This window comes from Sphingobacterium sp. UBA5639 (assembly GCF_002421245.1).
GTDB classification, from domain to species: Bacteria; Bacteroidota; Bacteroidia; order Sphingobacteriales; family Sphingobacteriaceae; genus Sphingobacterium; species Sphingobacterium multivorum.
On sequence record NZ_DIJR01000029.1, the window covers coordinates 304140 to 317547 of the forward strand.

Here is a 13408-nt window from a genome sequence, read left to right on the forward strand (position 1 = left end):
TAATATTTGTTATTTCAATACATAATGAAAGTCGTTCAATTTACAGTTCCGGTTGTTTACCAAGGATCTATTTGTGTGCAGGAAGACATTCTGCCTTCATTCTACAGCAACTATCACCGACACAAGGAAATCCAGCTGACCTATATCCTGAAAGGGCGGGGAACCTTTATGATTGGCAACTTTACACATAGTTTTGAAGAGGACGAGATCTATATCGTTGATGCAGATGAACCGCATATGTTCAAAACGGGGGAAGATATAAGGGATGGCATTCATGCCATCCATATTTTTTTCGACTACGAACATTTTAAACCCTTTCTGGATTTTCCTGAATTCGATGATGTTAAGTATTTCCTGGAACACATCAACGTCAGTAAAAAATTGGATGCGGAGCATTCCGTCGCGTTGAAAGAAAAATTTGTACAGATTAACGTGAGTGCGGGCATAGATCGTCTCCTCTCGTTTGTGAAGCTGATTAATTTTTTAAGTAAAAAAGTAGATCAATGGACTTCGCTGTATACAGGTATTCCACAAAAGAAGTTCTCAGATGCCGAAGGATTGCGAATCAATGAAATATTCCAATATACTTTCCAGCATTTTGGAGACAAAATTTCCTTGGAAGATATAGCAGCGGTAGCACACATGACACCACACGCATTTTGCAAGTATTTTAAGAAACATACCCGGAAAACCTATGTTACCTTCCTCAATGAAATCCGGATTGAACGTGCCTGTAAAATGTTGATTGACGAATCTTCGGAAAGTGTTTCTAATATCGCTTTTAAAACAGGATTTAACAATGTTGTCAATTTCAATCGGGTGTTCAAGAAAATAATCAAACTGTCGCCGAGTGAATATGTACAGGAACATCGTATGCGCTACTAGGTTGTTTGGCTAATGTTACTATGCCGTTTAATGGAATAGTCTATGGAGATTTCCGAGCTATAACTCGATCCTCATACCGTTGATTTTTGGTGGGCTCCCCTCCATGGAAATCGGAAGAATGGTTTTGTTGACAATATCGGAGAAAGACTCGTCAATAAAATTTAAAAATAGCAGGTGCTAAAATCGTATTTTTGAGTTCTAACGATAACCATTCCGGTGAATAAAAATCTATTTATTGCACTCCTAGTTTTATGTATATCTGCGCTGCGACTCCGGGCCCAATCTTCCCTTTTTAAGATCGATACGCTGCAATACCAAGGGACGGATAAGCATATCGTCAATTTGGTCATTTTGGGGGACGGTTACACCAAAGCACAGCAGGAAGACTACGCTGCCGATGCAAAGTAGTTTACCAACTATTTTTTCTCGATCGAACCCTTCAAGCAATACAGCAGTTTTTTAATGTGTTTGCTATTCGTACGATCTCCGAGGAATCTGGTGCAGTGCAGGACTGCAAAGTGGGTGACTGTGTACATGGTGAAGAATGCTAAGCGTTGGAGCGAATACGTTGAAGGTGATGTTTCAAGATACGACCAATCTATTACGTAATCCATCCTAGGTCACCATCGAGATTCGGTTGTGTGGACATTTAATTAGTTGAAATTGATTGATTTAGCGAGGCTAGCGATCACATGAGGCGATACATTGGAAACCTGGTATAGTGGTGCTCAGGTGCTTACGGTAAAGCATCCTATTGCCGGACTTGAATATCGCTGGTATGATGCCGCTACAGGGTTTTGGGAAGAAAGGGGCAATAATATTTTTTTACAAAATATTGTGGAGTTAAACGTATACCTCGTCCGTGGTATTTGGGATGACCGGGTTTCCGAGAAAACAAAAGTTTACATCAAAACATTGGACAAAATTGATGAGCCAAGGAATATTCAGGTTAAAATCGACAAGAAGAAAAACACAGAACAATTGACAGTAAAGGATAAAGTCGATGCGCGTTATAGCTATATCTGGATGAATGAAGAAGGTAATCCGATCTATGAATGGGACGAATTTAATGGCGAGTATGTACGTCCAACAGGGGTGAATAATGTGCTCAAAATGAAATTAAAAACCTCTTCTGGAAAGATATACGTTCAAAAAATAGATAAAGAGACCACTTGCAAAAGTGAGAAAAGGATTGTAACTTTTTAGTTATACTATTGGAGTGAAATGATTTATAAGTTAATTTTAATCTGCCGGTTAATTAACTTATAAATCATTTATATTTATGAAAAGAAAATCCAAGTCAACTTGGGGAATTCTTTCATGTGTATTCATCCTGGTTTTAGCCGCAATGCCTTCGTGCAAAAAGCATGTAAAACTTCCCGATGAAAACGATGAAACAATTCATGCGGTAAAATTCAAAGTCAAGGATTTTGAAGCGATTGTTACTCCTCTAAAAAAACAATCAACCACGGCAAAACGAGCTGCGCTGAGCGGAGCTTCTTCCGAAAACGAATTGCTGTATCATTGGACCTTTGATAACAGCGATGTTGTTCCCGAAAATGCACTTGATGATGCCGTTTTGATCGATTACAACAATGGAAAGACAGACTATGATTTTTTAGGCGGTTGGCCTGCAACGGGAAAAGCCATTAGTTTCAAAGGTGGTAAAGAGATCCTAGTCAAAATCCCTGCCACAGGTATTCATTCGCTGGGTAGCTGGACCTTTGATTGTAATAGTTCGAGTACAGGACCAAGGGCACTGCTTTTGAGTTATTCCCTGGATAAGGGGAATAGTTTTTTGATGCTCTCGGATACAATCAATTATCCATCGAATGTGTCACTTTCAGCCAAAATCCCTGTGAGTGCATCATTGGCAGATATTTCGCTTGGCAACAGCAAGGAGCTCTGGTTGAAAATTTCATTATTTGCCGGTAGCAGGGACGGAGGAGCGGGCTACAGCCCAACGACTGGTACATTCAAGATGGATAACTTGATGGTTTACGGACAAGTCAACCCGGCCGCTTTGCCTAGCAAATTTTACTACCATGTGTTTGATGCAAAATCGAAGGCTATGATCAAATCGGGCGTACTTAATTCGCAGGAAGCTTTCGATGTTGAATTGCCGAACGGAACCTATTACCTAAGTCTGATTGCTAAAAATTCGACATTGCCGCTGATCCTGGCAGGGGCGGTGGATTTTGAGCACTTTTATGCGACGAATGCTTTTTCAGAACAATCTGCAGAGTTATTTGCTAGCCGGGATACCTTTGAGGTTAAAGGGGCTATGGAACGGGTCCTAAACTTAAGTCGGATCTACAGTGAGGTCAAGTTGACTTTTACAGACAGCGAAGATCTGAGCGCAATTGATAGTATTCAGGTGAAGCAGCTTCATCCTGTGTTTCATTATTATCCTTTTATGACGCATAGTAACGACCAGGTTGATGAAAGTCTTTTGACGGTTATCCCACATTTTACGGCAGCTGATCAAAGTTTTTCGTTCAACCAATTTATGGGCTATTATCTCAACAATACCGCTATTAAATATCAGTTCCAAGTTTTCAAGGAAGGTAAATTGCTGCGTACATTTGAACTGGAAAGCGAAATCCGAAATAATGTTCAAATACAGTTTAAGGGCAAATTGCTGGAGACTGCCAATGGGAATTTGGGTTTTCAGATCGTGAAGAATGAACATTGGGACGATCATATTGTGATAGAATACTAGCACAGTTATTGTACTTAGCATCTAGCCGCCCTACATCTATTAAAACAAAAAGGTGTCCAGCAATGGACACCTTTTCTGTGATAGCATATTGGCTATATCAATTTTTTTAGCAAGGTATTCCAACCAGCCAAGTCATTCAATATTTTTTCAAGATCGGCAATGGCAACACGTTCCTGTGCCATCGTATCACGGTGACGGATGGTTACGGTGTTGTCTTCCAATGAATCGTAATCGACTGTGATACAGATTGGTGTTCCGATTGCATCTTGACGACGGTAACGTTTTCCAATGGCATCTTTTTCGTCATATTGAACGTTGTAATCCAATTTTAGTGTATTTAGGATCTCACGTGCTTTTTCTGGTAAACCATCTTTTTTGGTCAATGGTAAAATTGCAGCTTTTACCGGTGCCAATGCTGGTGGAAATTTCAATACAACGCGCGAATCTTGTTTTTCTGCTGTAGAAAGATCTTCTGTTACCAAAGAGTTACATAATACAGTTAAGAAAAGGCGGTCCAATCCGATTGAAGTTTCAATGACATATGGAATGTAGTTTTGATTGATCTCCGGATCAAAATATTGCATTTTCTTTTTAGAAAATTCCTGATGTTGTTTCAAGTCAAAATCTGTACGGGAGTGGATACCCTCAACTTCTTTGAATCCGAATGGGAAGTTGAATTCAATATCAACTGCGGCATTTGCGTAATGCGCTAATTTATCGTGGTCGTGGTAACGGTAGTTGGATGGATCGAAACCCAATGCCAAATGCCATTTCAAGCGTGTCTCTTTCCATTTGTTATACCATTCCAATTCAGTACCCGGGCGGCAGAAAAATTGCATTTCCATTTGCTCGAATTCGCGCATACGCATGATAAACTGGCGGGCAATTACTTCGTTACGGAAAGCTTTACCAATTTGGGCGATACCAAAAGGAATTTTCATACGTCCTGTCTTTTGAACGTTCAGGAAGTTGACGAAAATACCTTGTGCAGTTTCAGGACGAAGGTAAACCTGATCAGCTCCATCTGCCATAGCACCCATTTGGGTTGCAAACATCAAATTAAATTGACGTACTTCAGTCCAATTTTTGGTACCTGAAACCGGACATACGATATTATGTTCTTCAATGATGGTTTTCAGTCCAGCTAAATCGTCTGCATTCAATGCGGTATTCAAAGCGTCTAATAGGGCAGCAGCTTCAGCTGTCTTACCATCTGCTTCATAACGTGCAATCTTATCTTCGATCAATTGATCGGCACGGTAACGTTTTTTTGAATCCTTATTGTCGATCATTGGGTCGTTAAAACCATCAACGTGACCAGATGCTTTCCATGTTGTTGGGTGCATGAAAATTGCGGCATCAATACCAACAATGTTTTCGTGCAATTGCACCATGGATTTCCACCAATAAGTCTTTAGGTTGTTTTTTAATTCCGAACCCAATTGACCATAATCGTAGACGGCACTTAATCCGTCATATATTTCGCTCGATTGAAATACAAAACCGTATTCCTTCGCGTGTGATACTACACTTTTGAAAAAGTCGTCTGTCTGTTTGCTCATAAGTGGCAAATATAGATATTAGTTTTAGATTTTAGATATAAGATTCTTGATAAGAGGTATTCTTTAAATGCCTAAATCACGGATCTGCTGGGACGCATTTTTGTTATCTACTTTTTTGATGATATGCTGGATAATGCCATCTGCATCAATCACAAAGGTTGTGCGTGCTGTACCCATATATTTTTTACCATACATGTTTTTCTCTACCCATACCCCATAAGCCACCACGAGACTTTTGTCTTCATCGACAAGGAGCTGGAAAGGTAATTCGTGTTTAGTGATAAATTTTTTATGTGATGCTTCGTCATCCACACTTACGCCGATGATTTCATAACCTTCCTTTTTCAGGGACTGATAATTGTCTCTGAAATTGCAGGCCTCCGTGGTGCAGCCTGGTGTATTGTCTTTTGGATAAAAATATAAAATAACTTTTTTCCCTTTGAAATCCGAAAGATGTACCGTTTCACCATGTTGATTTTTTGCACTAAAATCCGGTGCTTGTTGTCCTATTTCTAGTGTTGCCATATGTATTTCGATTTAGTCGATTAAGATACGAAATTATAACAATAAATCTATCCGATGGTATGCTTAAGCATTTTGGTTAACGTGCCTGCTGCTACTCGTGAAGTCGACAACTTGGTTCTCGCCAAGTAATTTGATAAAAGATCTGTCGGCTGGTACAGTGAGGATAATTTTTAGAAAATCAATTGTTCTATCGACACATAAATTACTATTTTTAAAAAAACATGGAAATGGAACTATCATCTTTTGAAAAACAGATCAATAGTACGATTTTACAGCGAGGTAAAGTCTACTACCAAAAAGGACAGGTTGAATCTCTTGGAGAAACAGAAGATGGTGTATGGGTTGCAGTGGTAGCAGGGTCGGACGATTATTTTGTAGAGATTGAAATTAGCAAAAAAGGATCAGTAGGAGATTATGGATGTGACTGTCCCTACGATGGCGATTTGTGCAAGCACGTGGTTGCTGTCTTGTATGCTATACGGGATGAAAAAGCGATTGCTCCTGAGGATGTACCTAAAACTACCAAGAAAAAAACAAAACTATCCTTTCAAAAACTACTGGACAATATCAGTAGCGACGAGCTGAAAGCATTTATTGTCCAGTACAGCAAAAAGGACAGTAGCTTTAAATCTGATTTGGAACTATTCTTTGCAGAAAAAGATGAAAACTTTGACATAGAAAAGCAAATAAAGGATCAGATTAGGAAAGCGATCAAGACCTACAGCAAACACGAATTTATCGATTATGGTTCAAGTGGTAAGCTAGCACGGGAATTACAAAAAATTCTGATGCAAGGTCAATATTATCTATCCAAAAATAACATCCTAAACGGTAGCTTGTTATGCATGGCGTATATACAGGAAGTCATGCCAGTGATTACTTACGCCGACGATAGCAATGGATCTATAGGAGATGCTATCGATGGTGGTATATCCTTATTGACAGATATTGCGGTGCAGTCCCCCGTCGATTTGAAAGAAAAGATTGCTGTGTATTTGAATAAAGAGCTGCAACAGGATCTGTACTTTGACTATGGCGATTTCGGATATGATATGACAGATCTTTATGCGCAGCTATGTCTGGATTTAAGTAAAATAGATGATTTTCTGCACTTTGCCGATGTGGCTATTCATAAAGCTCGTTTAGACCGTTATGATTACCGTAGTAGTTTTTTTATACAGATTAAAGCCTCCATCCTTCAAAAAGGAAACAGGAAAGAAGAGGTACAGCAATTGATAGAACAACAAATCCATTTGCCACAAATGAGGAAGGTTCAGGTCGAAAAAGCTATTGAAAACGAGCGCTTTGAAGAGGCCAAGGAATTGCTGGTTGAAGGAATACGACTAGCGGAAGAAGCACAGCATCCTCGTGTAATAAGGGACTGGGAAGAAATCCTTTTTCATATTGCCGTTCTGCAAAATGACATTCCAATGGTGCGCTCTTTTACAGAAAAATTCGCTATAGGTTACTCTTTTAGCAGCCACTATTACAACCAGTGGAAAAACACCTATACCTCAGAAGAATGGAGAAGTGTCATTAACGACAAAATCAACTCGATTCGCGCAAAATCAACCGGAGAAAAGAGTTCCTATTCGAAACACCAAGACTACTGGCTTTTGAACGAAATAGGTCCTATCTATATTGAAGAGAATATGTTCGACCAATTACTTGCACTGGTGCAACGGCAGACCGATCTGGAAACCATACTAAACTATCATGAGCATTTATATAAATTGTATCCTGCGGAACTTATGAAATTGTACTCATCCCTATTGGATCAACATGCTGAGTCTGCCAATAAACGTAATGCCTACCAACGATTGATGGACATCGTATTCGCTATATTTAAAGATATACCTTCTGGTAGGGAAACACTCTTGGCCCAAATGCTTCACTGGAAAATGATCTACAGGCACCGTCCTGCGATGATGGATGAATTAACGAATATACTGGACAAAATCAATGCACAGGGGGAGTAGATGAATACATGTTCATCTAGGCCCCGATATCTGCATTTTGGTTAACTTGCTTGATTAAGCTCATGAGTTTGACAACATTGTTTTCGTCAAATAATCCGATAACCCCGCTGTCATCTAGCTCCGTAAAAGGAGGTTCCATGAGATCGGCGGTTTCTAGATAACCGTTGGTTACGAAATAACGTATTACAGTGTCCATAAACTTGATCTGCTTGGCCGAAAGGTTAGCTTCACCAATAAAATTTGTGAAATGAGCCTGTATAGCCTCTTGATCCAAGCCGATAATGGACCGAATAAAAGTTCCTAGCGGCTGATCACCAAATTCTTTTATAAACTCTTCCTTGGACCCCAGTGCCTCCGCTACGAGGTATTGTTCTAACTGCTGTAATTCGAAAGCATTGATCGGTTGATTTTTATGCAATTTGTCGATCACAAGATGATGCTTATTCTTTTTGATAAAGGCGGTTACTCGATCTTTATAACCTTGTAGATTTTTAAAATTTGCGATAATATCATACCCGATAATTTCTTCCTTTAAAAGATTATCATCAAGCTTTGTATAAATAGGTTTAATGTTATTCTCCTCTTTGAGCAAGTGTATTAGATCTCGAATTTCCTTTCGTAGATTTTCAATTTTTGATACTGATGCATCTTGCCAAAAATCTATGGCGGCCATCTCTCTTATGACGATTTCTTTAGCAGCGACAGCAGGTACATTTCGCTTTTTTAATAGTCTCTTTCCTATATCCATAAAGTTCTGGATAAGGACGGTCTGCCGCGGAGATTTATTAATCATTGCTCCTTGCAGTTTATAACTATTTAGATCGAATCGTTTAGCCATTTCATCTATGTCTTCAGTGTAAGGAATAAGATGAGACAGTTCCGTTTCTATAGCAATGATAGCAGATTTATTGAGGTTGTCCCACTTGCTTCTATCTGCAAATTGATGCACTACAGCGAGATGCTTTCTGACCTCATACCGAGCTGTATCCAGCTGCGCTACTTTGGCATGTAGTTGATTGATATATTCCTTTGCTAAAGCTAAATCTTGGTTATTGGCATCCATATTCTCCTGAATAAGGTTAGCAACATGTAATTGTTCCAGAAACAACAGTTGACTTAAAGGTCTTTGCGTATTCGTTTGATAACCGTCCGGATTCTCCTGAAAGAACTCAAGGTTTCGGCAGTAGTCAAATAGTAGGAAGAATTTTTTATCCTCATGGGGTCCAAATAAATCACGACGTAAACGAGTACCCCTTCCTACCATTTGCCAAAACTTAGCATATGATTTTACCGGTTTAAAAAATATGAGATTCAGTACGCTAGGCGCATCGACTCCTGTATCCATCATATCGACCGAAATAGCAATCTGAGGTTCTAGTTCTTCTTTGTCATAACAGAACTTTTCAAGTAAATCTTGCGCTTTGTCATTGTAATTGTCAATGACCCGGCAAAAGTTGCCTTCATATTCGGGATAGTTTTTGTTAAATCGCTCTTCGATAAAAACAGCATGACGATGGTTTCTGGCAAAAATAATCGTTTTGCCGACCTTATCGCCAGAAGCTACTTTTAACCCATTATTCATGAGGTGATCTAAAACAAGATCTACTGTAGGTTCATTAAATAAAAAAGAATTAATCTGAGACGCTCCAACTTCAAATTCCTGAAGGGCTTCAACAGATACCGCTGTCAATCCCAACTTTTCCTCTAATTCGGCCTTATCCTCATCGCTTAAATCTTTGTATTTCACGCCATCTCTTACCATCTGTACAGGGACAGCATACGAGCGTGGCGGTACTAAAAAGCCGTCGTTTACGGCAGTATCTAATTCGTAGGCAAAAGTGGGTATATCATCCTCTAATTGAAAAAATGAATACGTATTTTTATCAAGATCTTTTTTAGGTGTAGCCGTTAACCCAATCAATAAACCATCAAAGTAATCGAAGATAGATTGGTATTTTTGATAAATGGAGCGGTGTGCTTCATCGATGAAAATAGCATCAAAGTGACCTACACCATAATCCCGACTTTCGCCCTCCATTTGGTTGTTGATAAGGTTCATCATGGTTGGATAAGTCGAAAAAACAATTCTGGTATGACCTGTTTCTTTTTCTCTGGTCAGATCTACTGCTGACAAGTGAGGTAAATACTCCTTAAACGCATTTTTAGCCTGTGTGACCAACGCATTTCTATCTGCCAGGAAAAGTATCCGTTTTGCCCAATTGGACTTAGTAAGCATATCCACAATGGCAGCAGCAGTACGTGTTTTACCTGAGCCCGTTGCCATCACCAATAAAGCACGACGATTTGTTCCTCTCAGTTTATCATTCTTCACCGTTACGAAATGCTCCGAAAGTCGCTGTATTGCCTCTAGCTGGTAATATCTCCCCGCGATGGCAGCATTTACTTCAAATTTCCTGATATCCTTTCGCGATTCCCGTCTTTTGATCAATGTTTGTAACTCCGATTTGCTGTAGAAACCGTAAATCTGTCGGGGCGGATAAAACTGATCATCCCATATATACGTTTCATACCCATTGGAGTAAAAAATAATAGGGCGCTGGCCGGTATTTTTTTCTAGACAATCCGCATAAAGTGTGGCCTGGTGTTGACCCTTATGTACATCGTGAAGCGTACTTTTAGCTTCAACAATCGCTAGTGGTTTGGCATCATCGTTCCAAAGGACATAGTCGATGTATCCTTTGCCAGAAGGATTCGTTGATAAAGGCATTCCACTTACTTCAAACTCCAGATCGCGAGGTTTTTGTAGGTTGTCCCATCCAGCTTCTCTCAGATAAAGATCGATGAGCAAGCGACGTGTCTCCAGCTCAGTTATGAGCATAGGCGGCGCTGGTAAAGCGGCGATAACTTGTTCTCGTTCTTCCTTTCTGTTGGCGAGTAGCGATTGTACTTCCTCCAACTGTTTGCGCAACACTTCATTCTGCAGTAAAGCCTTTTGTTTTTCTTTGTAGGCTTCATCTGCAAGCTTTTGAGCCTCTTGATAAGATTGATTTAGTTCTTTAACTTTTTTTACGTTGATATCATCGACCAGACCACGAGGGATTAGATTCTCATCGAATTGTGCTTCTCCCGGAAATCTTTTGGCGTATAATTTTGCTATCCAATGTAAAAAGTTGTACATGCATTTGAGTACATGTAAGGCCTCTGTATCTTTAATTGTTTTTACGGTATTCCCTTTTCCTGCGTGCGAAGCGATATTGCCTAATAAACGAACAGTATTCAATTCTTCACGCACAGAGGACCTTATGTTTTCACGGAATGAGTCCGTATGCAGCAGACTATTGATCGATTTGTCAAATGGCATTTCAAAATCCGAGTCATTTTCGTAAAGCCAAAAAAGCGACATCTCTAACGTAGAGCGGCATAGCATCGCCGCAAAACGCGGTGCTGTAAAAGTATGCTGTTCTGCCTGTGTGATTTCTTGGTAAATAAGAGGAAACTCTTCTGCTAAAAAGTCAAAATTTGATACCATTTATTTCTACTCAATTTTCTATCTATATTAATATGGTTTTATCGCTACATGAAAGGATACCTATGGAAGATACATTAATTATCCTTAAATCATTAAGAAAATGCCGGAAACTTTATTTTCTTTTCAAGTTCTTCACGCCACTCATCCTGATGTGCCATTGTTTCATTGATTTTGTCACGATAGTATACCTGATACCAACTCTGTTTATGAAAGCCTTTAATCGCCTTAAAAATACGCTCGGAATGAATCATCAGCTTCTTAAAAAACTCCTCTTTCGGTTCACGATGATTGTTCAAGATCTGACTTAGAGACACAGGTGTAATATCCAAATCTTGTGCAAACTGTTGTTGTTTTTCGTAGATGGTATTAATATATGTATTTAAAAATGACGTAAATTGATGTTGCACATCACTTTCAGCAGAGTTCAAGTACTCGTCAATTTGTAGTTTTAGCTGCATCAATTTTGCGCGCATGATATCCTGTTCGGACGTTCTAGCCATCCTATCCCTTCTCGCCTGCATTAACAGTTGAGCATCATTTTGTTTTTCCTCCTGCGAATTATACCTCGCGTCTACGCCATATTCGACTGTATTCAAAAGCGTTGTTTTTTTAGTTGTCATGGTCATAAAGTTCAATTAATTCAAAAATCTCCGGAACCTCTAAACTAAGTGTCACTCCGGTAATATTCATTTTATATTTATCGATATAATGCTGTGCGATCTGGGTTTTGGGACGTAATGAAATACAGGCCCATTCACCAAAATCACGTACTGCAAGTTTGGCCACGTATGCCAATAAGTTGCCAATAATTCTGTCGTATATTTTAGCTGCCCCCACATTTTCTACCGATGCGGTTAATAACCTCACATGGATCCGCATCTCATCTGGGATTCTTTCAAAAGAAATCAAGCCCAATATATCGTCTTTCCCTTTAATCGTCAATTTGAATATTTCAAAAGAAGCTTCCTCATTCCAATCAAAGAAATACCTGTTGACAGGTAAGTTTTTGAAATCGCTCTTTTGAACCAGAGCAATTTCGATTAAATGGGACTGACTTGTAGCGACTTCGATAATATTCACAATACAAATATAACTAAAAAAGTTTACAGATAATGTAAACTTTTTGTTCTAATATTGGATAAAAATGAATGGAGACTAACTTACCAACTCACCCTTGAATGCTTTCTGTAATAGCGATTGAAATAATTCCTCGGATTTCTCTGTATTGGTCTGTGCTTTCAGCCGGTTGATAAGCTCTATTTTTTTAGCGAAGGCTTCTTGGAGGTGGATTGGGGGAAATATAATTTCTATATCCTTTATGATGGATAAATTGAGGTTTTTTTGACGCACTCCTCGCTGTCTAGATTTGTGATATTCTTTTGTTAATTGGAGTACTTTGTAAATATATGTTAAATTTCCATGTTCAACTTTTGAATATGCGATAGCTTGATTACAAGTCATAGATATTGTATTTATTGAAGACTTGAGAGCAGCCGTATCGTACATACCTAACATTAGACTGTAAGGTTCAATAAGTTTAGCAGCTGAATTACTTATAGCATTAAGACTGATTTTTTCTTTTGTGTTACAAATGTACATAGAATTAAGTTCTCCTGATGAAACCCAAGGAATAGTGCCGTTAAAATATTGATTATTACTTCTCGAAGGTGTTCCTCCAGTTGCCCAACGCCCTAACTCCTCCAACTTCTTCACCTCCCAACCTTTTTCATTCCTTACCGGATCGCCGAACATATCGGTAAAGATAGCTTGCGCAAGTTCGTCATATTTGGCTTGTAGATCTTTGTCTTTGCGACGTAATTCATCCGCCTTGTCCAAGATCGTAGCTATTTTTTCTTGAATTGGTAATGGGGGGAGTGGTATTATAGATTCTTTTAAAAACTTAAAGTGACGGCTGTATCCCACATTGGGGAGCTTTAATGTTTTTAAGAAATGAAACAAGTATTTGGAATCTAGTTTTTGACATGGTTCCAAAACTTTAACACCATCAGCTCCTAGAATAAAATCAAAATTAACGTATTTTATACATTTAGAATGATCTCCAAATACGACAACAGGCTTAACAACTTTAACTGTTAAATCGTCATCAAAATATCCACCAATAAACTTTTCACCCTGATCTACTATCGGATACTTTCCTTTATCTAAATATTTATCTTGATTTAATTTTTTGTTTCCTCCCGTAACATCTTTTACAACATCTGTAAATTTAACTTTCTCCCACATA

General features: G+C 38.9%; 11 protein-coding genes. 5 read left to right on the forward strand and 6 right to left on the reverse strand.

The window, feature by feature from the left end; translation table 11 throughout:
- Positions 1 to 24 precede the first annotated feature (24 nt).
- The 4 genes from B4Z90_RS18150 (at position 25) to B4Z90_RS18165 (ending at position 3607) form a co-directional block, all read left to right on the forward strand.
- A complete protein-coding gene (locus tag B4Z90_RS18150) occupies positions 25 to 885 on the forward strand; it encodes a helix-turn-helix domain-containing protein (protein ID WP_286802896.1) in 861 nt (286 codons plus the stop codon).
- 216 nt (positions 886 to 1101) lie between these two features.
- Complete coding sequence (locus B4Z90_RS18155; protein WP_286802897.1) at positions 1102 to 1293, forward strand: hypothetical protein; 192 nt, start codon at positions 1102 to 1104, stop codon at positions 1291 to 1293.
- A 297-nt stretch (positions 1294 to 1590) separates the two neighbouring features.
- The gene (locus tag B4Z90_RS18160; RefSeq protein WP_286802899.1) at positions 1591 to 2091 is read left to right on the forward strand and encodes an immunoglobulin domain-containing protein; all 501 of its coding nucleotides are present in this window, start codon (positions 1591 to 1593) and stop codon (positions 2089 to 2091) included.
- A gap of 76 nt (positions 2092 to 2167) precedes the next feature.
- On the forward strand, positions 2168 to 3607 hold the full coding sequence (locus tag B4Z90_RS18165; protein WP_286802901.1) for a hypothetical protein: 1440 nt from the start codon (positions 2168 to 2170) through the stop codon (positions 3605 to 3607).
- 92 nt (positions 3608 to 3699) lie between these two features.
- Here the strand turns inward: B4Z90_RS18165 and B4Z90_RS18170 are convergent, their stop codons facing one another.
- The gene (locus tag B4Z90_RS18170; RefSeq protein WP_075994392.1) at positions 3700 to 5169 is read right to left on the reverse strand and encodes a glycine--tRNA ligase; all 1470 of its coding nucleotides are present in this window, start codon (positions 5167 to 5169) and stop codon (positions 3700 to 3702) included.
- 63 nt (positions 5170 to 5232) lie between these two features.
- Positions 5233 to 5694: a thioredoxin-dependent thiol peroxidase gene (bcp, locus tag B4Z90_RS18175; protein ID WP_112374995.1), complete on the reverse strand. Its 462-nt coding sequence runs from the start codon at positions 5692 to 5694 to the stop codon at positions 5233 to 5235.
- A 221-nt stretch (positions 5695 to 5915) separates the two neighbouring features.
- Here bcp and B4Z90_RS18180 point away from each other — a divergent pair, with 221 nt between their 5' ends.
- Complete coding sequence (locus B4Z90_RS18180) at positions 5916 to 7673, forward strand: SWIM zinc finger family protein (RefSeq protein ID WP_286802903.1); 1758 nt, start codon at positions 5916 to 5918, stop codon at positions 7671 to 7673.
- Between the two features lie 16 nt (positions 7674 to 7689).
- Here B4Z90_RS18180 and B4Z90_RS18185 read toward each other — a convergent pair whose 3' ends face one another.
- The 4 genes from B4Z90_RS18185 to B4Z90_RS18200 all read right to left on the reverse strand — a co-directional run bounded on the left by B4Z90_RS18185 (position 7690) and on the right by B4Z90_RS18200 (position 13407).
- On the reverse strand, positions 7690 to 11163 hold the full coding sequence (locus tag B4Z90_RS18185) for a DEAD/DEAH box helicase family protein (RefSeq protein WP_286802905.1): 3474 nt from the start codon (positions 11161 to 11163) through the stop codon (positions 7690 to 7692).
- Positions 11164 to 11255: 92 nt separating this feature from the next.
- Positions 11256 to 11783 (reverse strand): helix-turn-helix transcriptional regulator, encoded by a 528-nt coding sequence (locus B4Z90_RS18190; RefSeq protein ID WP_112374990.1) that lies wholly within the window; start codon positions 11781 to 11783, stop codon positions 11256 to 11258.
- The gene (locus tag B4Z90_RS18195; protein ID WP_112374989.1) at positions 11773 to 12243 is read right to left on the reverse strand and encodes an N-acetyltransferase; all 471 of its coding nucleotides are present in this window, start codon (positions 12241 to 12243) and stop codon (positions 11773 to 11775) included. The genes B4Z90_RS18190 and B4Z90_RS18195 overlap by 11 nt, the downstream gene beginning before the upstream one ends.
- 75 nt (positions 12244 to 12318) lie before the next feature.
- Complete coding sequence (locus B4Z90_RS18200) at positions 12319 to 13407, reverse strand: restriction endonuclease subunit S (RefSeq protein ID WP_112374988.1); 1089 nt, start codon at positions 13405 to 13407, stop codon at positions 12319 to 12321.
- Between the last annotated feature and the right edge of the window lies 1 nt (position 13408).